The sequence below is a fragment of the Pedobacter sp. GR22-10 genome (genome assembly GCF_026239715.1).
Lineage (GTDB): Bacteria > Bacteroidota > Bacteroidia > Sphingobacteriales > Sphingobacteriaceae > Pedobacter.
Map to the genome: position 1 here is coordinate 568972 of NZ_JAPIVR010000002.1, position 21074 is coordinate 590045.

General features: G+C 38.3%; 21 protein-coding genes and 1 tRNA gene. 2 read left to right on the forward strand and 20 right to left on the reverse strand.

What is annotated here, in order from left to right; all coding sequences use genetic code 11:
• Positions 1-223: 223 nt before the first annotated feature.
• The gene (locus OQX64_RS09820) at positions 224-760 is read right to left on the reverse strand and encodes a hypothetical protein (RefSeq protein ID WP_265818639.1); all 537 of its coding nucleotides are present in this window, start codon (positions 758-760) and stop codon (positions 224-226) included.
• Between the two features lie 236 nt (positions 761-996).
• Here OQX64_RS09820 and OQX64_RS09825 point away from each other — a divergent pair, with 236 nt between their 5' ends.
• On the forward strand, positions 997-1404 hold the full coding sequence (locus OQX64_RS09825; protein WP_265818640.1) for a hypothetical protein: 408 nt from the start codon (positions 997-999) through the stop codon (positions 1402-1404).
• A gap of 189 nt (positions 1405-1593) precedes the next feature.
• Here the strand turns inward: OQX64_RS09825 and OQX64_RS09830 are convergent, their stop codons facing one another.
• The 4 genes from OQX64_RS09830 to OQX64_RS09845 form a co-directional block, all read right to left on the reverse strand.
• Complete coding sequence (locus tag OQX64_RS09830) at positions 1594-2142, reverse strand: 3'-5' exonuclease (protein ID WP_265818641.1); 549 nt, start codon at positions 2140-2142, stop codon at positions 1594-1596.
• A 3-nt stretch (positions 2143-2145) separates the two neighbouring features.
• Positions 2146-2829: a hypothetical protein gene (locus tag OQX64_RS09835; protein ID WP_265818642.1), complete on the reverse strand. Its 684-nt coding sequence runs from the start codon at positions 2827-2829 to the stop codon at positions 2146-2148.
• A 254-nt stretch (positions 2830-3083) separates the two neighbouring features.
• Positions 3084-3410 carry a hypothetical protein gene (locus OQX64_RS09840; protein ID WP_265818643.1) on the reverse strand — a complete coding sequence of 109 codons (327 nt, stop codon included), beginning with the start codon at positions 3408-3410 and terminating at the stop codon, positions 3084-3086.
• A 363-nt stretch (positions 3411-3773) separates the two neighbouring features.
• The gene (locus OQX64_RS09845) at positions 3774-4220 is read right to left on the reverse strand and encodes a hypothetical protein (RefSeq protein ID WP_265818644.1); all 447 of its coding nucleotides are present in this window, start codon (positions 4218-4220) and stop codon (positions 3774-3776) included.
• A 557-nt stretch (positions 4221-4777) separates the two neighbouring features.
• Here OQX64_RS09845 and OQX64_RS09850 point away from each other — a divergent pair.
• On the forward strand, positions 4778-6109 hold the full coding sequence (locus OQX64_RS09850) for a Gfo/Idh/MocA family protein (protein WP_265818645.1): 1332 nt from the start codon (positions 4778-4780) through the stop codon (positions 6107-6109).
• A 283-nt stretch (positions 6110-6392) separates the two neighbouring features.
• Here OQX64_RS09850 and OQX64_RS09855 read toward each other — a convergent pair.
• The 15 genes from OQX64_RS09855 to OQX64_RS09925 form a co-directional block, all read right to left on the reverse strand.
• Positions 6393-6472 (reverse strand) — tRNA-Leu (locus OQX64_RS09855).
• An 80-nt stretch (positions 6473-6552) separates the two neighbouring features.
• A complete protein-coding gene (locus tag OQX64_RS09860; protein WP_265818646.1) occupies positions 6553-6927 on the reverse strand; it encodes a DUF3817 domain-containing protein in 375 nt (124 codons plus the stop codon).
• A 56-nt stretch (positions 6928-6983) separates the two neighbouring features.
• Positions 6984-7520: a Fe-S protein assembly co-chaperone HscB gene (hscB, locus tag OQX64_RS09865; protein WP_265818647.1), complete on the reverse strand. Its 537-nt coding sequence runs from the start codon at positions 7518-7520 to the stop codon at positions 6984-6986.
• A 75-nt stretch (positions 7521-7595) separates the two neighbouring features.
• Positions 7596-8984, reverse strand: a complete 1389-nt coding sequence (gene rseP / locus OQX64_RS09870; RefSeq protein WP_088302081.1) for an RIP metalloprotease RseP — start codon at positions 8982-8984, stop codon at positions 7596-7598.
• A 29-nt stretch (positions 8985-9013) separates the two neighbouring features.
• Positions 9014-10174: a 1-deoxy-D-xylulose-5-phosphate reductoisomerase gene (locus tag OQX64_RS09875; RefSeq protein ID WP_265819045.1), complete on the reverse strand. Its 1161-nt coding sequence runs from the start codon at positions 10172-10174 to the stop codon at positions 9014-9016.
• 250 nt (positions 10175-10424) lie between these two features.
• The gene (locus OQX64_RS09880; protein WP_265818648.1) at positions 10425-10673 is read right to left on the reverse strand and encodes a four helix bundle protein; all 249 of its coding nucleotides are present in this window, start codon (positions 10671-10673) and stop codon (positions 10425-10427) included.
• Between the two features lie 124 nt (positions 10674-10797).
• Complete coding sequence (locus tag OQX64_RS09885) at positions 10798-12297, reverse strand: GH3 auxin-responsive promoter family protein (RefSeq protein ID WP_265818649.1); 1500 nt, start codon at positions 12295-12297, stop codon at positions 10798-10800.
• Between the two features lie 47 nt (positions 12298-12344).
• Positions 12345-13172, reverse strand: a complete 828-nt coding sequence (locus OQX64_RS09890; protein WP_088302078.1) for a hypothetical protein — start codon at positions 13170-13172, stop codon at positions 12345-12347.
• 127 nt (positions 13173-13299) lie between these two features.
• On the reverse strand, positions 13300-14268 hold the full coding sequence (locus OQX64_RS09895) for a glycosyltransferase (RefSeq protein WP_265818650.1): 969 nt from the start codon (positions 14266-14268) through the stop codon (positions 13300-13302).
• Positions 14269-14340: 72 nt separating this feature from the next.
• On the reverse strand, positions 14341-15291 hold the full coding sequence (locus tag OQX64_RS09900; protein WP_088302076.1) for a glycosyltransferase family 2 protein: 951 nt from the start codon (positions 15289-15291) through the stop codon (positions 14341-14343).
• 171 nt (positions 15292-15462) lie between these two features.
• Positions 15463-16032: a DUF4199 domain-containing protein gene (locus OQX64_RS09905; protein ID WP_265818651.1), complete on the reverse strand. Its 570-nt coding sequence runs from the start codon at positions 16030-16032 to the stop codon at positions 15463-15465.
• 16 nt (positions 16033-16048) lie between these two features.
• Positions 16049-16717: a hypothetical protein gene (locus tag OQX64_RS09910; protein ID WP_265818652.1), complete on the reverse strand. Its 669-nt coding sequence runs from the start codon at positions 16715-16717 to the stop codon at positions 16049-16051.
• 162 nt (positions 16718-16879) lie between these two features.
• Entirely contained in the window at positions 16880-18136 is a 1257-nt protein-coding gene (locus tag OQX64_RS09915; protein ID WP_265818653.1) for a dihydroorotase, read from the reverse strand.
• Positions 18133-20172, reverse strand: a complete 2040-nt coding sequence (locus OQX64_RS09920) for a vWA domain-containing protein (RefSeq protein WP_265818654.1) — start codon at positions 20170-20172, stop codon at positions 18133-18135. The genes OQX64_RS09915 and OQX64_RS09920 overlap by 4 nt, the downstream gene beginning before the upstream one ends.
• A gap of 134 nt (positions 20173-20306) precedes the next feature.
• Positions 20307-21065, reverse strand: a complete 759-nt coding sequence (locus OQX64_RS09925; protein WP_265818655.1) for a TlpA family protein disulfide reductase — start codon at positions 21063-21065, stop codon at positions 20307-20309.
• Positions 21066-21074 lie beyond the last annotated feature (9 nt).

Genomic DNA, 21074 nt, shown 5'->3' on the forward strand with positions numbered 1-21074 from the left:
ATGAAAAAAGCATTGGTCTTTTAACTAAAAAAGGTCGTAACTAAAAGCTACGACCTAATATTAAATGGCTGGCTTTATATTTCACACGCGGCACGCGTGCGCCAGCGAGGAATGACGACCTTTCAAAATATTATTCTGCCAAAAATCTCCAAAATCATTTCTGATACAACCTCGTTTTCCCTCATAGCTGTATAAGTTAAATGGCCAATTAAAATTTGAACGTTTATGCCGTAGCTGCTAAACCGATAGTTTCATTACATTCATCACACTCAATAGCATTATACCAGACATCGCAGTCTGACAGCCAATCATAAATCATTTTATATGCGGCAGTAATTTCGGCAGAAAATTTTAAGGTTGCGCCTTCAAAATCATCTTCCTGAAAAATGTAGGCATTTAATCCAACATATAATAGTTCTGAAAGATGCGCTACATCAAATTGGCCAACAGCCCGTAGGTTATAATCCAGGTTTATGGCATAACGCCGAAAGGTTTCTTCATTGGCCAAAAGTTTTGTTTTGGTAAGCAGGCTGATGATATTGTTTACATCATAAAGGGCATTGGCAATGGTAATGGGTTTGTGTTTGCCAGAGCGCGGATCGGGCCCGATAGCTGCGCTAAGCATTTCAGTAAGGAACTGATTCACATCCGATAAACTAATCATATCGAAATACGCTTCCATCAGTTTCCGGAATTCTGTTACAGCTGCTACCTGATTTGGGAACTGTGTGTTTGGGTTTTTACAATTGTCGGTTTGCATAACATTGTTAAAAAAGTATACTTAGGGGCTGCAAACCGACAATCAACTCCATACAGAGATCAATTGAAAATGCGTTTCTAAAACGCTCCCCTAAGTAATATTGTTAAAAAAATGATTTGCTTATACCGTCTCTGTTATATTAGAACTTTGTTGATTATCGATTTGCATAAGCAAGATAAATAGAATAAATCAATCTACAAAATGTTTTTGCTTAGATAACGCCTAAATGAAGTTGGTTGCATATTGCAGTCGATAGTTCAGAAATTCCAGTAGTTATTTCAGACGTTGCGGCCGGTAGTTCAGACGTTGCAATTGATAGTTCAGACGTTGCGGTCGGTAATTCAGACGTTGCGGTCGATAGTTCAGACGTTGCAGTCGATAGTTCAGACGTTACAATCGACAGTTCAGACGTTGCGGTCCATAGTTCAGACGTTGCGGTCGACAGTTCAGACGTTGCGATCGACAGTTCAGACGTTGCGTTCGGCAGTTCAGACGTTGCGGTCGATAGTTCAGACGTTGCAGTCGACAGTTCAATCGTTGCGGTCGATAGTTCAGACGTTGCAATTAATAGTTTAGAGGTTATAGTTGATAGTTTAGAGGTTGGCTTAAACGTATTGTTGATTATTTTCGGATTGATAAAGTAGAGACAATTGAAGATTGCACAAGAATCTCTTAATTCTCCTAATATCCATTGATTTAAGTATTGTTCTTACCTGCGCTTTGGCAGTATATTTAAGATCAATAATGAAAGCACAAGTCATCCAGCCCCGTTAACCTAGGCACTAAGACTTGCGCTAGTAGTGGCCGAAGTTGAACCTAATGAAAATGAAAAATTAATTATTCAAAATTCGATGGAGGATTTTTGCAATATTATATGCATCATCCACTCCACGGTGGTGGGTACCTTTTAATGGGATATCTAACATTTTAAGTGCACCTGCCATTCCTTCCTCATGACCCAATTTATTTTTTAAGGCAAATAAAGTTTTAACATTAATATGCGATGGACCAAAAGGAAAACCAACGCCCGTAGCAGCACATTGACGTTGGAATTGTTTTAAATCGTAAGCACCAAAACTTGCCCACACTCTTTTTTGAGAAACATATTCTTTTCTTAATATGGAACAGGCCTCTTTAAATGATATTCCATCCTGAGCGACCATTTCTGGGGTAATGGTGGTGAGTTCAGTACAGAAAGGACTGATGATAGACCGTTCCGGGTTGACCAAAATCCCCCTATTGTCTGTTATTTCTCCAGTTTGTATATCCAGTAAACAGATACCAATTTCGATGATATCGCTTTCCATACCGGCAGGGGGTGCTCCTTCCCAGCAGGTGGCTTCTACATCAATGATGATTATTTTATCTAATAGGTTTGGCATGGTTTAAACAATTGTAATATTCGGTATTAATGGTGATGCGCTATGATAATAAGGATGATCTTCCCAAGTAAATACTGAAGCTAATTCTGGGCTTTCAAAAAAAATATTCTCTTCAGCTCCTATGTTGAAACCTCCGCCACCAACATCCATATATAACATTAAATTAATGACCACAAATATTTCTCCTGGCTCCAAATCTGGGTCATCATAACTAAAATCGAATCTACCATTATCTGGAATTGGGGGAGCTTCTGAGAAAAAAGAACCAAGCCCATCCAAATAAAAATATTTTTTGGTGTTGATGATCTCGTTTGTATGGATATCTATTTTCTGGTATGCAATGGTTCTTCCTGTAGCATCACAAATTTTTTTCGCTTTGTCAACCTTTGTCATATTTTCATATGATTCAATATCCCAAGATGTATAACCATTTATTATTTGTTTATTAAAATAAAAGCCTCCCCCACCATATTGATTTGATGAGTAAATAATAGCATTGTTAAAATCTTCATCATTTTTCAAATAATGGATCACATGGAAGATTTCTCCCTGATCATAACTTATCCTTTTTCTTAGATCTAAATTTCCATCATACTCTTCCTTAAAATAATAATCTTTAATATTCTGCGCCTGCTGGCTCGTTATCTGCTCGCCAGATAGATTTTTATATTTTATAATTATACTCATAAAAATTTAATTATTTAATCTACTATAAGTTAAACTTTCCAATGATAGGTCTTTGTAAACCGTACATGTAAAAACATCAATCCAGCCCACAACTGCAAAAGAAACAAAGTATATTACTGTTGAATCATGAAACTTATATTTTATGCTCATGATTAAAGATAAATGGATTATAACAGATAATAAAGCATTATTTAAAAGCATAAGTCATACAGCGCAATGTCTTGCCCGCTAAGACTTGAGCTAGTGAGGAAAAATCAATTTCCTTCTAAAAATTCTTTCCAAGAGCTTAATAATTCTCTCAGATCATAGAGTGGTAACATCTCATCATCATCAAAGTATAACCCATCAGGATACAATTTAGCATAAATAAAATCTGTACTTTTAGTTGTATCCTCTACTAAGTCAAATTGGCCAGATAGACACAGATCAACATCATCGATATACTCTTGAATAAGTTCAGGCGCACTATATTCTGATATATAACTTGCTATATAACTTGTGGATGTATTTGATATTAGCTTTGTTCCATCGGTCTTTTTAATGAAATTAAATCCGTATTCGTTCAAAACTTGTGTATTCATTTTTTTATTTTAGAAGTTAGCTGGATAAATTGATTTTAATGTTCCTGATCTTATATTCCCATCATAATATTGAAAATAGATTACATGTCCATCACTTGCTTTACCAGAATATAAATTAGATATTATACCCTTGCTAGCGCACGCGTGCCGCGTGTGCACTTTATATCATCTTTGCAATATTCATCTAAATCTATCACTCATTTGTCTCCGCTGTAATTTATTGCGCTATCGTATTGTTAAAACCAAACTTTATTCAAAGCTTACAACAATAAAATTATGACTCAAACAACATGAAAAAAGCATTGGTCTTTTAACTAAAAAGGTCGTAATTAAAGGCTACGACCTAATAATAAATGGCTGGCTTTATATTTCACACGCGGCACGCGTGCGCCAGCGAGGTAATTTCGCCAAATATCCAATCCTAATAATCTCAGAGATATCAACATCGGTATGAAGGATTGAACCATTAAGTGTAGATTTACTAAAAGCTAATTTATTTTCTCTTTTCCATAATTCGTCTAAAATATTTCGAATCCTTTTATTGGCCGCCGACAAAAGTTCAACACTTACTCCTGAAATTTTAGTAAGAATACTTCGAGCTTCAGCTCCCCTCAGAGCTAATATAAACTCATCAGGCCATTGTGGCAAACTATTAAATTCATTTACTAGATTTTTACATGAAATTTTCAACATTTTATCAGCTAAAACACTTCCACCTCCTGAAAGCAACTCTATCCAAGTTACTGTAGTAACTAATGTTTCATACCAAGGCTCATCTTTAAATTCCCTTCGCTGGCGCACGCGTGCCACGTGTGCATTTTCATTTCATCTTTACAGTTTATCTAAATCTATCAATCCTTTGTCTTCGCAATAATTCATTACGCTATAGCGTTGCAAAAACTAATCTTTATTTATAAAGCCTGCAACATAAAATTATGATTCAACAACATACAAAAGCACTACTCTATTAATTAAAAAAGGTTGTAACTAATGGCTACGACCTAATATTTCAATTGCATGGCTGGCTTTATGTTGCACACGCGGCATGCGTGCATTAGCGGGGCTAACCATTTACCACAGGCAAACCACTTACCAAAGCTAATCAGGCATTCCATACAGGTAATCTTAATCGTAGGCCTGTATATATGTAAAAAAGTGCGTACCAAAGCCAGTAAAAAATGGGGTTTGGCACTTCACTGGATGCAGATTTTTTTTTTGATACCTCCATTTTCTAAACGCCACCCGCCCTTCCAATCTGCTATAAAAAACCCGGATATGGGTAACATTCTTATTAATTTTAACGATATATCTTGGATGCGCCACTTATTTTGTAATTTACTTTCAGTATGAACCGTAAACCAAATTAAATGTTAAACCGTAGAAAATTCCTCAACTACGCTGCAACCGCAGTGGGAACCACTGCCATGCTTTCTGCCTTAGACAATCCAGCCTATGCCCTTTTCAATAAGACTATCGGCGCAAACGACCAGATCAATATTGGTGTAATAGGAATCAAAGGCATGGGATGGTCTGACCTCAAAGCGGCCCTCAAAGTACCGGGGATAAACCTGATCGCCCTGTGCGACAGTGATGCCAATGTGCTTGATGAAAGGATGGCCGAATTAAAGTCGATGAATGTTGATGCCGCAAAAGTAAAGAGATATAAAGATTATCGTGCGCTGCTTGATAACAAAGATGTCGATGCTGTAATTATCGGGACACCCGATCACTGGCATGCACTGATGATGATTCATGCCGTACAGGCAGGTAAGGATGTATATGTTGAAAAGCCGGTGGGCAACTCTATTGTCGAATGTAATACAATGGTCAAGGCGCAGGAAAGATACAATAAGGTTGTACAGGCAGGTCAATGGCAGCGCAGTCAGCAACATTTTAAAGATGCTGTTGATTTTGTAAAGAGCGGCCAGCTGGGAAATATCAGAACGGTAAAAGTATGGTGTTACCAGGGCTGGATGAAACCTGCACCCGTAGTACCGGATACCTTACCCCCTGCAGGCGTTGATTATGCCATGTGGCTTGGGCCGGCGAATAAAAGAGCATTCAATGCCAGCAGATATCACTTCAATTTCCGCTGGTTCTGGGATTATGCCGGTGGGTTAATGACCGACTGGGGCGTGCATTTACTGGATTATGGCTTGCTGGGTATGAATTCACCTGTACCAAAAACCATATCTGCATTAGGAGGCCGTTTTGCCTATCCCGACCTGTATGAAGAAACTCCTGATACGCTGACTACCTTATACGAGTTTGACAAGTTCAACATGGTATGGGATTCTGCCATGGGCATCGATAATGGCTCTTATAACCGCAACCATGGGATTGCCTATATCGGGAACAACGGTACGCTGATCCTCAACAGAGAAGGCTGGGAAGTCATTGAAGAAAAGGCAAGCGGCAATAAAGTGAGTAAGCCCTTTGTTAAATCCTCAGATAACGGACTGAATAATCATATGGTCAATTTCTTTAGTGTGGTCAGATCCAGAAAAAAAGAAGAACTGAATTGTTCTATACAGGATGCTGCGCATGTAGCTACCGTTGCCCAAATGGGAAACATTGCCTTCAGAAGCGGACAAAAATTATCATGGGACAATGCCAAACACCAGTTTACAAACCAACAGATCAATAATAAATACCTGCTGGCCCCGTATCACAACGGCTACAGCTTACCCAAAGTTTAACGCTACAGTTTAAGAAGATCAGGATGTATTCACCTCCTGATGATATACCGCCGCTGCCTGAATCTGAATCAGGCAGCCGCGTTTTTTTTAAGTATCGCAAGTCATTCTATCTGACATATATGATAGAAACAGTCCCATTCCACCATATATCAGTTGAGTAATAAGTCTGAGATATACCTCATTCATTACTTATCGACCACCGCCCTACCTGATCACTTACTCAATAAAAAAGGACTGCTTTTGAGTAGCAGTCCTTCGTCAATTCGGGCTTAAGCCCACTTTGTACCCGGAGCCGGAGTCGAACCGGCACGGTTTCCCACAGGTGTTTGAGACCAGCGCGTCTACCAATTCCGCCATCCGGGCATGTGTTGGACGGGGATGCAAATGTAGATATCCGAAACTTAAATTACAACATTATTTGAAAATAATTCGTAACCCATTTATTAAATGCCACTTGCAGATTCAGCACGCTCATCTTTTAACTTTCTATCAACGATAAATGGTGCAAATGGCAATAGTGAAGCAAAGAAAATAAGCACTGCTTTGCCGAATGTCCATTTTTGTTCTTGCCAGGCCATAATTAAGGTGGCTGCATACATTACAAATAGCAATCCATGTGCCCATCCCGTATATTTCACATATAAAGGCAGGTGAGCCCAGTATTTCAGGGGCATGGCGACAAATAATAGAAGCAAATAGGAAATCCCCTCGGCTACAGCAACTTTTCTAAAAACGGATAGTGAACTCATGGAATCTGATTTTTGTCCGAAAGTAATATAAACACCCTGACGATCAAAAACTAAAAAATGATTTGACATTAAGGTGTTTAGCAGGCCTACCAATATCTCATAAACTGCCTGTTTATTTACGATTTCTACGCTTTCAGCTTTTCCCTTAACCTGGAAATGTATTTCTGGCGGTAAAAAATATCTTTTATAGTCGCCAGCAGTTGCGCTGAATCTTCAGGGTCTTCATCATACTTTAAGGTTAACTGGTCAAGTTCTCCTGCCAGCTGTTCTTCCAGCTGATCAACCTCACGACTTACCTGGGCCAGTTTTTCAGCATCAGGCTCAAACTCCAGATCCATCAGGGCTTCGTTTATGTCCATCATTTCCATCAGAAAAGCTGGCGGCAACTGGTAGCCCTCGTCTGTTTCTACAATCCCCTTAAGCTCAAGCACATATTTTAACCGCCTTTTAGCATGAGTAAGCGTTTGGTAGGCTTTATTGTTTAAGGTTGATAGGTCCAGTACCTCCTGTTGTTTTTCATCTTCTTCGTTGGCATAAAAATCCGGATGATACTGCTTGCTTAAAGCATAGAACTTCGCTTTCACAGCCTGCTGATCTGGATTAAATTGAACCGGTAATTCGTAAAATTCAAAATAGTTGGGTTGCTGTATGGTCTTGCTCATGATAGGGGTATAAATAAAAAGCCGCAGCTGTTCAGATTAAATCTATCCAGCTGCGGCAATAATATCAATTTGGTTTTACTTCCCGAAGGATTTTAAAATATCATTACCAAAAGCAAACACCATCAGGCAAATTAAAATCACGAAACCCACAATTTGCGCTTTCTCCAGCACTTTTTCACTTACGGGTTTGCGTTGTACCATCTCAATCAGTAAGAACACCACATGGCCACCATCTAAACCGGGAATAGGCAATAAATTCATAAAGGCCAGTGCCATAGAAATCAGGCCTGTTAACGTCCAGAATTTTACCCAATCAAAAGTGCTGCCGTAAACCTTTGCAATCCCTATCGGACTGCTGATGTTCCTGGCACTGAGTTTACCGGTAATCATTTTACCAATACCTTTTGCATTATCAACAAAAGTGCTCCAGGCCATTCCTGCTCCAACCGGAAGGGATTCTGCAAAACCGAAATCAACGTGTGCTGTTTCAGGCATTTTGAAATTTGGTGCAATACCAATGGTTCCTTCCGCTCCAACTTTTAAATTGAAATCAATCGGTTTGCCATTACGCAAGGCCTGAATGGAAATATTCTTATTTTTATTGGATGATACCTCTTCCTTAAACTGATCAAAGAAAGTAATGGGCTTTCCGTTTACGGCCAGGATGCTGTCGCCGGGTTTAATACCTGCCGCATATGCCGGATAAACCGGCTTCACATATTTGCGACCAAAAATCCGGTCCAGAAAAGATTGCTGATCAGCTTTTTCGTCAGGCGCAAGTACAGTGGCTACACTTGCCATGCGGTACCGCGGACTAATAAAATTCTCCTTATCGTTTTTAGACAGCTTATTTAAAATCGTATCCGGAACCGAAACATATAAAGTTTGATTGCCTCTTAAAATGGTTAGTTGTGCGCCATCAAACAATACTTTACTTGAAATGGCATCTTCAAATTTGATCAGTTTATTGCCATTAATCGCTAAAATGCGGTCGCCGTTTTTTAAACCAATTTCTTTACCCAGCGTGCCAACCGAAATACCATCGTTTAATTTTCCATTTACGGTATAGTTTTGACCAACGTTAAAGGTGAGCATCCAGAAGATAAAAATTCCCACGATCACGTTCACGATAATCCCTCCCAGCATCACGATTAAACGTTGCCAGGCAGGCTTAGAACGAAATTCCCAGGGTTGAGCTGGCTGAGCCATTTGCTCGGTGTCCATACTTTCATCAATCATACCAGCGATTTTAACATAGCCACCCAGCGGTAACCACCCCACACCGTATTCTACATCTCCCTTTTTGAAACTGAAAAGTTTAAATCCCCAGGCATCAAAAAACAGATAAAACTTTTCTACCTTAATACCAAATGCCCTAGCTGCCAGAAAATGCCCTAATTCGTGTAATATTACCAATAGAGACAATCCGAGCAGCAGCTGCCCCGCCATAATCAATCCGTTCATATGCTATACTAATATTTTTATTTTAGATGTTAAATTTTAATTTTTGTTACTAATTCCCCGGCTAAGATACGGCTATGTTTGTCAGTTTCTAAATAATCGGTCAATTGTGGTTTTTCTATGAAGCGGATTTCTGCCATACACTGTTCAATTACTTCACTCATTTCAAGGAAACCAATTTTATCTTTTAAAAATGCCTCCACCACAATTTCATTGGCCCCATTTAAGATACAGGGCATGTTTCCACCTTTTCTTAAGGCTTTAAAAGCCAAATCCAGGTTTCTGAATGTTTCCCGGTCTGCCTGCTGAAAGCTAAAGTTTGGATAGTCCAGAAAATTAAAACGTTTAAAATTGTTTTTTAGCCTGTCGGGATAATTAATAGCATATTGTATAGGAAGTTTCATGTCTGGCACGCCCATTTGCGCCTTCATAGAACCATCTGTAAATTGGACAATAGAATGAATAACAGATTGCGGATGAACGATCACATCAATCTGGTCCACATCAAGATCAAACAGCCATTTTGCTTCGATCACTTCAAGGCCCTTATTCATTAACGTGGCAGAATCAATAGTGATTTTTGCACCCATTACCCAATTGGGATGTTTTAAGGCCTGCTCCTTTTTAATGGCAGATAAGAAATCTTTTCCCTTTCCCAGAAAAGGACCGCCGGATGCAGTTAGGTAAATCTTTTCGATTTCGTTTTGCTCCTCGCCTACCAGACACTGAAAAATGGCTGAATGCTCCGAATCGACCGGTAGAATTTTCACCTGATATTCAGTTGCTAATGCGGTGATGTATTCACCAGCAACCACTAAAGTTTCCTTATTCGCCAAAGCGATATTTTTACCAGCTTTAATGGCGGCTATGGTGGGTTTTAAACCTACTGACCCCATTAAAGCGGTAAGTACAATATCACTTTTCGGATAAGCCGCTACTTCTGAAAGTGCCGCTTCACCTGCCAGCACCTCAATGGGTAAAGCGGATAAAGCTTCTTTCACAGGTAAATACTGACTTTCATCGCAAATCACGACAAGTTCCGGCCTGAATTCCATGGCCTGCTGAATCAGCAATTCCGAGTTTTTTAGGGCAGATAATACAGCAACTTTAAAGATGCCGGGATTATCCCGGACAACCTCGAGGGCTTGCGTACCAATGCTTCCTGTAGAGCCTAATATGGTTATGTATTTTATAGATTGTTTTATGGTAATATTGTTCAATTGTTATTTTCCTCTCTTGTTAAAAGAATGCTTCTGTTGTTATATGAAACGAGTATTTAGCTTTCTTTTATATTAAAAACCTTACTACAACGGATTAAATTTTCAGCCTTTCGTTAGTAAATTTTATAAGTTGATGAATCTCTTTAGGCAAAGTTTCCAAAGTTGCAAAAATCTTTATGTATGTTTCCTCATTAATTAATTTTCTAACCTTTGCTTTTTCATTTCAGTCTAAACATTCTTTAACCGAACCAAAACTATAGTAATAAAATTTAATCTTATCTTTTTTATGATATCGACCAAAACCTTCCGCTAGATTTGCAGATATGGAATCAACGGCATCTACAAATTGTTGCCCAATAGTATATTTTGCAAAGCTATCCCAATTAGCAACTAAATTCCATACCAAATTGCTTAAATGAAAAGCTTTCGTATAGGCTGTTATTTGATTTAATTGTAAATAATTCTTTTCCATCGCTTAGCCATTATGTAAATAACAATTTAGCAATTATTCTCATTACCAGCCAAATCCAGCAACAATTCAGCAATTGGCAATTTTCATTAGCGCAATGCTATATGGCAACTTAGCCATTTAACAATTAAACAATATATTTCTCCAACCCATCCGCCAATTTCCGGTCATTACTTAATCTTGGCACTTTATTTTGTCCGCCGAGTTTGCCTTCACTTTTCATATAATTAACAAAGGCATCCTTTTGTAACGTACGTATAATTAGGGGCTGAAGGATGTTACCCTCAATTAAATCAAAATAGTAAATATTTTTCTTTTGCAAAGCCTGATCCACTTTTTTACTAAAAGCATGCATATTTTGTGGTGCAGTTGAAAACTCTACAAACCATTCATGATAAGGTAAGGCACCGCCTTCAGGGTTTACCTGTGGTGCTACTGTAAATTCTGTAATTTCTACTTTTTCGTCATTGGCCACACTTAATAAGGCCTGCTCCACTTCCTCGCCAATCACATGCTCACCAAATGCAGATATAAAATGCTTAATCCGCCCGGTGACCACTATTTTATAAGGATTTTTAGAAACAAATTTTACCGTATCGCCGATACTATAGCCCCATAAACCTGCATTAGTGTTCAAAACCAAAGCATAATTCACATCCAGTTCTATTTCTCCCAGCGATAGCCTGGTTGGGTGCTCATTATAATATTCATCTGCCGGAATAAATTCATAAAAAATTCCCGCATCAGCCAAAAGTAACAGGCCTTTGTCGTTTTGAGCATCCTGATAGGCAATAAAGCCTTCTGATGCCGGATAAGTTTCTATCGCATCTATTTTACGACCAATACTTTGCTCAATTTTTGCCCGATAAGGTTCAAAATTTACCCCTCCATAAATAAACAGACTAAAGTTTTTGAAAATCTCGCTTATCTTTTTCCCATTTGTTTTTTCGGTGAGCTTATCGAAATACATTTGCACCCAGGGTGGAATCCCGGAAATCAGTGTCATGTCTTCGTGAAGGGTTTCCTCTACAATTGCATCCACCTTCTCTTCCCAATCTTCAATAATATTAGTATCATACGAAGGCAATCGATTCTTTTGCAAATAGGCAGGAACATGATGGGCTACAATTCCGGATAAACGCCCTACATTAATTCCATTTTTTACATTCAATACAGGGCTTCCTTGCAAAAAAATCATTTTTCCGTTCACAAAATCGGTCTTTCCTGTTTCATGAATATAGGTAAGGATGGCATTCCGGGCAGCCTTAATGTGCTCTGGCATCGATTCTTTAGAAAGCGGAATGTATTTCACACCAGATGTGGTACCGGATGTTTTAGCGAAATAAAGTGGTTTGCCTTTCCAAAGCACATCTGCCTCACCGTTTACCACACGATCTACATAAGGTTTGAGCCCTTCATAATCCTGTACGGGTACACGTTGTTTAAAATCACTATAGTCTTTAATTTCAGCAAAATGATGGTCCTTGCCAAAAGCTGTTCCCCTGGCTTCAAAGACGAGCTCTTTAAGAATTTTATCCTGGGCAACAACGGCATTCTTCTTCCACTTGTTGATCTGCCATACTGCAAATGCCGCAAATGGTTTACTTAATGCTGCTTTTAATCCCATAATTAATGATTGATTTTTGGATGATTAAACAATTGAATGCTTTTCCGTTAAACGATGTTATGTAAGATATCAGGATGCTCATCTCCTTCATACTCTCCTGCAATTTTGCGATAGGCTACCGTTAAGGCAACACTGGATAAAGGAACAATAATAAATGAACTTAAAATATTAACGACAAAAGCAACGAATGGCCAGTGTAACAGATTAAATAATAAATAAATCAGGTAGCCCCCACCTAAAACCAACAGCAGTAATAAAATCTTTGTAAAATTACCTTTGGTAATGGCCAGACTAAGTTTGATGGACTCAAATGGCGGGGCATTTTTATCAATAATAAAAAAGGGGAAAAAGGAAATTCTCAGCCAGGTGATAAACAAAGCCAGGATGGCAATACCTACAGCAATTTGTGTGATGATAACACCGGTGGTTTGGAAGCTTTCTACCCAGCCAATCTTCACCAGATAACGTAATACCGGATCAAGCACATATAAAACCGGGAAAAGGATCAGTCCGATAAATAAAATACAGCCAATAAAATAAAGCGTAGCAATTAAAAACCTGATAATCTGTTGCCTGGTTGGGAGTGTACCAACAATCGTAACATCTTCATCTTCATTATCAATAAGGTGAAAAATATACTTAAAAAGCGAAAGATTGATGGTAAAGTATAACATGATGAAAATAACCACCATAAAAAAACTAAGCACCTTACTCACATCCTTAATAAAAAAAGCCATCAGGCTGGATGCGCTCGCCGTAATAAACATCAGAAAACATAGCGTGGCAATAGAAAAATAATGCTTTGTCATAATGCTCCAGGCCTTACGGATGACATCATTTACTGCAAATGTACTTTCTTTTAGATAGTTGATCATGTTAATTTCTGATTCTTATTTTTTGTTGCAAGGTGTTCGAATTCGGTATCATTCATTCATTTCCCACTAAACGTCTCCTTCCCTCTATTCCCTATTTCCTCTTCTCTACTTCCTATTCCTCTGACTTTTATTTCCCTGAAAAGATCACTCTTTTAAATAAATCCTGTATAAATCCTAAACCATAGGCCGTTAACTGGATGAATGAAGATATCATGCTCAAAAATGCAACTTTTATAGATTTATTTACAGACCAGGAGTGAAAAAATATCAACATAAAATACAATAACACCATGAAATCCAAAATATACGCTAAAGGCGAATAGATTACATTCATGAGCAATGTTATAATCATACCGATTGTAGCCACTGCCGGAAAAAAATGGATCAGCTTTAACTCCCTTGGAAAGTGTTTATAAATATTAATTCTTGCTCTGCCAAAAAAGTGCAATTGTTTATAAAACTGACTGAAGCTGGTCCGCCGCTTGTGGTATACTTTAGCCTCCGGAATTAAGCCAATTTTAAAACCATTTTCATGAATGCGGATACTGTATTCAATATCTTCGCCTAATCTGGTTAAAATAAATCCGCCAACCTTTTCCCATGCCTCACGGGAAACACCCATATTGAAACTCCTTGGATGAAACTGCCCTACATGCTTTTTATTTCCCCTGATTCCTCCTGTAGTAAATGGAGAAGTCATGGCGTAACTGATGGCCTTTTGTACCGGCGTAAAACTTTCATGTGCTGCATCCGGACCGCCGTAGGCATCCAGCTGGTGTTCGTAAAGATAATTTTTTACGATTTCCAGGTAATCCGGCGGAACCAGGATATCTGAATCAAAGATAATGAAATAATCTCCTTCAGCCCTTTCAAAAGCATAATTGCGGGCAAAACCTTGTCCACCGTTTTCTTTAAAATAATATTTAATATCAAGCTGGTGGGCATAACTGTTTACAATTGCTTTTGCATCGTGAACAGAACCATCTTCAATAACCAGTACCTCAAACTGTAAATACGTCTGTTTGGTTAAAGTATACAAAAGTTCATCAATTTCTTGCGGACGATTGTAGAGCGGAATAATGATAGAGAAAAACATTTTGCAGAGGTTGAAGGTTGAGGGTATAAAGGTTGAACGTGTAGGCGGATAAACCTTCCGCCTTCAATCCTTCTACCTTAATTCCTTTTCAATCAGGTACTGGTTTCTTTCTGGTGCGTTTCGTGATAAAAGTTCGGCGATAAAACCAGCCAGAAACATTTGAGAACCCACTACTATAGCCACTAACGACAAGTAAAATAGCGGTTGTTGGGTTACATCACGATAGGCCAAACCATTCCAGATGAGGTATTGTTTTTCGATTAAGGTGTAAAGTGACATTACTATCCCGACTAAGAAACTCAATACACCCAGAGAGCCAAAAAAGTGCATCGGCCGTTTGCCAAATTTGCCAACAAAGAAAATAGACAGCAAATCTAAAAAGCCGTTAATAAACCGGCTGAAACCAAATTTTGTCGTGCCATACTTACGGGCCCTGTGTTCTACCACTTGTTCAGCAATTTTGCTGAATCCTGCCCACTTAGCAATGACAGGAATATAACGGTGCATTTCACCATAAACCTCGATGGTTTTGATAACATCGCTGCGATAGGCTTTTAAACCGCAATTAAAGTCATTTAACTCAATGCCACTCATTTTCCGGGTGGCGGCATTAAATAATTTAGTAGGCACGGTTTTGGTAATGGGATCGTAACGTTTCTTTTTCCAACCGGAAATCAGATCTAACTTTTCTTCTTTTATGCGACGGTATAATTCGGGAATTTCATCCGGGCTGTCTTGTAAATCGGCGTCCATGGTAATCACCACATCACCTTGTGTAGCTTCAAAACCAACATTAAGTGCTGCTGATTTACCGTAATTCCGCCTGAACTTTATTCCTTTAATGGCTGGATTTTGTCCCCTTAATGTTTCAATAACTTCCCATGATTTATCGGTACTGCCATCATCAATTAAAACAATTTCATAACTGAAATTATTTTCCACCATCACTTTATCAATCCATGCCGTTAATTCTGGCAGGGACTCATCTTCATTGAATAAGGGTACTACAACTGATATATCCATTTATTGGGTCTTTTCGTCATTGCGAGGAGGTACAACGAAGCAATCTGCTAAAATAAGATTGCCACACGCGTTGCTCATCCCTACGCTTCGTTCGCAATGATGCATTATTGAAAAACGTGCAAATCTCATCAAATTAAATGATAAAACCTGCACGTTCAAAATTTTATAAAATTAACCTTCTGTTGGGAAGGTATTAAAAGTAACTGGTGGTTTTTTCTTCAAAATCGCAGCTAAAATTAATGAGATTACGCCATATGATGCGATTGAAACGCCGAAACTGGTAAAAGTATTTTTGAAACTAGGCTCTAGTTTTTCCTGCATGTTACCTGCTTTCGCCATTGCTTCATCAATTTCATCATTACCTAAACCAAATTTTTCCATCATTGCCCTTTGCGCATCTTCAATGGCAGCAGCAGCTTTCGCCGGAAGATCAGGATCGATAAGCTTCATTAATACAAAATTATATATGGTTGCGGTAATGGCTAATATTAAAGAAATGACTAAAAAGGCTTTAAATGCTTCTCCAAAAGTCCAGAAGCCACCAATTTCTTTACGGATATTAATTCCGGAAACAACCAATAAGGTAATAAATAAAATAAAAATACCAATTGATACCATGACATTGGTATATACCAAAACCGGGTTAATGAAATGCATGGTTAGTGATAATGCTATAGAAACAGCAGCCAGCATGAAACCATACTTAAGGGATAATTGGGAAATTTGAGCACTTTTGTCCATTGTAATGAAGTTTAATTTAGTTATTAATTGTTGTAATTAATATATAAGTAGCAGAATCGAACGATTTGTTACTGCTAAATTGAATTATTTCTTTAGTGGTGGTTGCGCTTCCTTCTACATCAAGGAAAAATACCATAAAGGGAACAAACAATTCCTGCATTTCTTCGCTGATACTTAAGGTTGGTGCTGTTTTGCAGATTTCCTCCACGCTCCCTTCAGCCAATTGCTGGTTACTGATCATTTCTTCGTAAATTTCAAATTCATCCTGAAACTCATCATCTTCCACTAATAAAAACTCTTTCAGGAAATCACCTAATTCAGGGTCAATATCTTCATCCTTACATTCTTTAATGTAAAGTAAAAGATTCAATAATTCTGTTCCCCTGTCAATGGTTTCTTCCTCAATTTTTGCCCATTCATCGCTTTCCAGATAATCATCTTCGAGTTTCTGTACATCACTGCTGAAGAAATTCACCATTAATAAATCGAAAAATACTTCCCTTAATTCTTCAAATTTTGGGTGAGTATCGAAAACGGCATCAAATGCAGTTACTTTATCCAAAAATTTAGCATCAAGTTCAAACGCAGCGAGTAACTCCGTTTCAAAACCTTCAACATTGATTGCTGCAACTTCAGCATATTTATTTAGTGAAGCGACCAGCGCTTTTTTTACCCTGTTATCCATCTTTTTTAAATTTAAAGGAGTAAAGATAAAAGAGCAAAGATGAAAGCCCATGAGCCTAAACAAATCTTATCCCTATCAACTTTAATCCCTAATTTTTTTATTAGTTTCTAATCCTTGTTATTGCTGCTTAATCTTTGTTCTTTGCTCCTTGTTCTGACCTCCTTAATACTTAAGGAACTGCTTATTATTATACACTAAAGTCACTTTTCCTCTAAGCTCGGTACCTAATAAAGGACTATTTGCCGATTTAGAAAAATTATTCGATGAATTGTACAACCATTTTTCATTCATGTTAAAAATCGTAAAGTTTGCCTTCTCTCCTTCTGCAATCACCGGAACGGCTAAATTTAATAATTTACGTGGATTAATAGCTAATTTCTCTGCAATTAGCCCTACGTCTAAACCAGCCTTTAATAATAAGGGAAGCACGGTTTGCAAAGCAATAATGCCATAATGAGCAATTTCGAATTCGACATTTTTAAACTCAATCTCTTCCGGACGGTGTTGTGAGGTAATGGCATCAATGGTTCCATCTTTCAAACCTGCAATAAGTGCTTTCACATCAGCTTTACCACGCAAAGGTGGCTTCACTTTGTAATTGCTGTCAAAGTCGGCTAAAAGTTCTTCGGTAAACACCAGATGGTGTGCCGTCACATCACAGGAAACCTGAACCCCCTCTTTTTTAGCTTTTCTAATCAAAGCTACGGCACCAGCGGTAGAAATATTACTCATGTGAATTTTCGTTTCATTATAGGTAGCGAGAAAAATATCGCGGGCAATGTGCATTTCTTCGGCTAATGCAGGTAACCCCTTCATGCCCAACAGCACTGAGTTCTTACTTTCGTTAATCTGTGATTTCCCGGCAATGGATTTGTTTTCCGGATAAACCATTAATAAGGCATCAAACCCTTTCGCATATTGAAGCGCACGACTCATAAAGCCATCATCCTGTAAGGCTTTATCGCCGTCGGAGAAAGCCACGGCTCCCGCCTGCTGCATATCAAACAGTTCAGCAAGTTCCTTTGCCTCCCTGTTCTGACTGATGGCCCCAACAGGTAACACATCAACCAGGTTGTTTTTGGCTTTATTAATAATATATTCTACCTGCGATTTAGATTGCACCACCGGGTTTGCCTGTGGCAATAAAGCAAGGCCAGTAAATCCACCTGCTGTAGCAGCGGCGGTAAGGGTTTGAATGTCTTCTTTAGTTTCGAAACCGGGATCTCCGGCTACACAATTCAGGTCAAAAAGACCTGGCGTGAGGAATGCACCCGACGCATCAAAAATAGTTTCGTCCGGATGGGCTGTTAATTTACCTATGTTTTTAATTTGACCATCAACTACCCTGACATCACATTCTTGTTTGTTGAATTGACTTTGCGGGTCGGCAATGATTACATTCTTAACCAGGAGATTCATATTGTTCTTTTTGTGTTGTTAAAAAATCGGATAAGGAGTATTTCTGCTGCAATAAAAATCAGTGACAAAATTAAACAAAGTTTCCATAAAGTTTGCCCGATTTTATTGGCTCCGGCAGTGAGCTTTATGGCATCCTGATCGGTATCAAATATTTTTAAACGACTATCTGCCGTCAGGTTCTTCAGTTCCGTTTTACTCAGGTAGTGCAGATCAGATTCTTTCCTATCGCTGTTGAAAGCATATACAGCAAGAATGGAATCGGCCAGGCTAAGGTTGTAAAAACCAGCATCCCGAACCTGATCAGCCGTATAAATTAATGTTTTACCATCTACCTGCCGGATTTCAGGAATGGTTTCAAAGTCATTTGCCTTTAGCTTGAGGGTTTGATTTTTCCCCATAACGATCTTCTTTCCTGACAGCACATGATCAATCCCAAGATAATGATAAAGCGCACCTTCTGCACCACCACTTAAGGCGACACGATACATTAATGGTACAAAAACCGGATGACGGGCTAAATTACCGTCTGCAACATTTAAACCTGCCGCCGAAAGGTATACAGATCCATTCCCCATCCCATATTTGGCAAAGAACAGCTTCTTGCCGGGTAAGGATAAAATATTTTCCTTATTGACGGCATTCCTTTCTGCAAAGGAAAAATATCGGTTTGACACTGGTAAATCAAGATTTTTTGGTATCTCTTCAAAAACAGTTTTGAAAATGGGATGCTGAAGATCAATCTGATCTACCCTGGTTTCAGTTTTCTCCAGTTTTTGAATGGCCGGTAAGGATAGGGCTGTTAGAAAAGTATTGTACGTTTGAATATCTGCATCAAGATCCGGAAAGATAACTACCAGACCTCCGGCATTTAAATAAGTTTTTAACTGCTGGGCTAAGCCTGTAGATGGATTTTGCAACCCATTCAGTACAATTAAGCTATAATTGGTAAAGCCATTATAATTGACGTTCCGCTCATCATTTTCTGTAAGCTTATAATAATCATCGGCACCAAAAAGTGCCTTAATATAGTTTCCGGCACGGGCACCGTTAATGCTTAACACCGGCAAGCTTTTATCCACTTTAAAACTAAAAGACAGTGCATCATCAAAAGTGACCGGGAAATCTTTAATACTTACTACCCCCTTTTGCCAGCCGGCACTTAACCCCGAAAAGTTCAGGGTATCTCGCATGGTTTGTTCTGCCGGAATAGTGACTGCGCCCAAACCTTTTTGCTGATTGTTAATGCTTAATTTGAGCGGGATATTTTTAGCTGTTTCCGGCGAATAGTTTTTTAATTGAACCACCAATCTTTCATTTGCACCAGGCTGATGATTGGGCGACAACATCCACACGCTATCCACAGCAACATTAGGCAATGTGCTGGCATTTAACTTAACAAATGCATATTGGATATCAGGATTTGTGTTGAGTCTTTTAGTTGCTGTAATGCTTTTCTGAAAATCGGATAGCACAAAAATATACGGATTGGCCGCACCGCTAAATACATTTTCCTGCCTGTTTAAAATTTGTTGAAGATTTCGGGTAGTGGCCGAAATTTTCACTTCATCAAGAGCCTTAAGAAATTCTTCCTGATTTAACAACCGCTGATGCTTACCCTCAAAATCATTGGTTAGTAACTGAAAACGATCATTTATACCAAAGCCTTTTACGATTTCTTTTGCCCTTCGCCTCGCTTCATCAAACAGGTTACCATCTTTATTAATGGCTTCCATGCTGTAAGAATTATCAATATAAATGCTGACAATATTATTGTGCATCCCCCCTTTTTGCTGATTTACCGGGATAAAAGGCTGTGCAAAGGCCAATACCAAAAAGATTATAGCTAAAATCCGGGATAAAAGGATTAATACATTTTTTAGCTTTTCTTTAGATGAACGTTGCTGCTCTACCGTTTTCAGGAATTGGACATTGGAGAAATAAACTTTTTTAAATTTCCTGAAATTGAATAAATGAATGATAACCGGAATGGCAACCGATAATAGTGCGAAAAGAAAGCCCGGATACAGGAAATTCATTAAAAACCAAAGATAGAAAAATTATGTTAAGTGGCGAATTTCAATTGTAATAAACTCATTGAACTGCCAGCTGTTCCAGTACTTCTGAAATTGCGGTTTCGGTGTTGACTGTCTTAACCAGAATGCCATTTTTATTAATCAAAAAAGTGAGTTGGATAAGCAGTAACCTTTAATTTCTCTGTCATGTATTTACCCTGGCCAGGAACAGTTGCATATTCGAACTTTGTTTTGGTTAAAAATTCATGAAGTGGCTTTTTATCATCAATTGCCAGACTCACAAATAATATATCTTTTCGATTGTTATATTTTTCGACCATCTTATTTAATTCTGGCATTTCTTTTACACAAGTGCTACAACCGATAAACCAGCACTTAAATAAGACAATCTTTCCTTTGGTATTTGCTGATGAGTATTCAACACCATTTATGTCCTTAAAATTAAATGCCGGAATGGGTTTTCCTTCCATTTTAAAATAACGAAGTTCAGTTTTAGCATTAGCAGCAATAACGGCGCAACCATCTTTTGCGATATGAGCAGGAATTTTAACCAGCTTATAACTGCCACCTGAATTTTCAGTATAGATCAGAAGTGGTAAGAACTTCCCTGAAGTAAGTTTTCTTAAAAACGCTTCCTTTTTTATGGTTTTACCATCTTCATCAATAGCCGAAAAATCCCGATATAGCTTGACATACCGGTCATGGTAGTTCCAATAATGTGCAAAGTCAGAAGTTATTGAAGCTAAAGGATATTCGGGCTCTCCGTCTTCAGGCGTATTTTGTTTTACAGATAAAACTTGAGCGGATTCAGTTTTAGGTTTGTCGGATTTTGAATTTTGCGAGTACGACGCAAGGAAAAATGCAAATGAAATAAAAATGGTGATTAGGTTTCTCATAATTATAGC

What these genes read in the sequence shown, in the direction of transcription:
- OQX64_RS09820 (WP_265818639.1), bottom strand. Translation starts at nt 760, where the DNA reads ATGCAAACCGACAATTGTAAAAACCCAAACACACAGTTCCCAAATCAG.
- OQX64_RS09830 (WP_265818641.1), bottom strand. Translation starts at nt 2,142, where the DNA reads ATGCCAAACCTATTAGATAAAATAATCATCATTGATGTAGAAGCCACC.
- OQX64_RS09835 (WP_265818642.1), bottom strand. Translation starts at nt 2,829, where the DNA reads ATGAGTATAATTATAAAATATAAAAATCTATCTGGCGAGCAGATAACG.
- OQX64_RS09840 (WP_265818643.1), bottom strand. Translation starts at nt 3,410, where the DNA reads ATGAATACACAAGTTTTGAACGAATACGGATTTAATTTCATTAAAAAG.
- OQX64_RS09850 (WP_265818645.1), top strand. Translation starts at nt 4,778, where the DNA reads ATGTTAAACCGTAGAAAATTCCTCAACTACGCTGCAACCGCAGTGGGA.
- OQX64_RS09860 (WP_265818646.1), bottom strand. Translation starts at nt 6,927, where the DNA reads ATGTCAAATCATTTTTTAGTTTTTGATCGTCAGGGTGTTTATATTACT.
- hscB (WP_265818647.1), bottom strand. Translation starts at nt 7,520, where the DNA reads ATGAGCAAGACCATACAGCAACCCAACTATTTTGAATTTTACGAATTA.
- rseP (WP_088302081.1), bottom strand. Translation starts at nt 8,984, where the DNA reads ATGAACGGATTGATTATGGCGGGGCAGCTGCTGCTCGGATTGTCTCTA.
- OQX64_RS09880 (WP_265818648.1), bottom strand. Translation starts at nt 10,673, where the DNA reads ATGGAAAAGAATTATTTACAATTAAATCAAATAACAGCCTATACGAAA.
- OQX64_RS09885 (WP_265818649.1), bottom strand. Translation starts at nt 12,297, where the DNA reads ATGGGATTAAAAGCAGCATTAAGTAAACCATTTGCGGCATTTGCAGTA.
- OQX64_RS09890 (WP_088302078.1), bottom strand. Translation starts at nt 13,172, where the DNA reads ATGATCAACTATCTAAAAGAAAGTACATTTGCAGTAAATGATGTCATC.
- OQX64_RS09895 (WP_265818650.1), bottom strand. Translation starts at nt 14,268, where the DNA reads ATGTTTTTCTCTATCATTATTCCGCTCTACAATCGTCCGCAAGAAATT.
- OQX64_RS09900 (WP_088302076.1), bottom strand. Translation starts at nt 15,291, where the DNA reads ATGGATATATCAGTTGTAGTACCCTTATTCAATGAAGATGAGTCCCTG.
- OQX64_RS09905 (WP_265818651.1), bottom strand. Translation starts at nt 16,032, where the DNA reads ATGGACAAAAGTGCTCAAATTTCCCAATTATCCCTTAAGTATGGTTTC.
- OQX64_RS09910 (WP_265818652.1), bottom strand. Translation starts at nt 16,717, where the DNA reads ATGGATAACAGGGTAAAAAAAGCGCTGGTCGCTTCACTAAATAAATAT.
- OQX64_RS09915 (WP_265818653.1), bottom strand. Translation starts at nt 18,136, where the DNA reads ATGAATCTCCTGGTTAAGAATGTAATCATTGCCGACCCGCAAAGTCAA.
- OQX64_RS09920 (WP_265818654.1), bottom strand. Translation starts at nt 20,172, where the DNA reads ATGAATTTCCTGTATCCGGGCTTTCTTTTCGCACTATTATCGGTTGCC.
- OQX64_RS09925 (WP_265818655.1), bottom strand. Translation starts at nt 21,065, where the DNA reads ATGAGAAACCTAATCACCATTTTTATTTCATTTGCATTTTTCCTTGCG.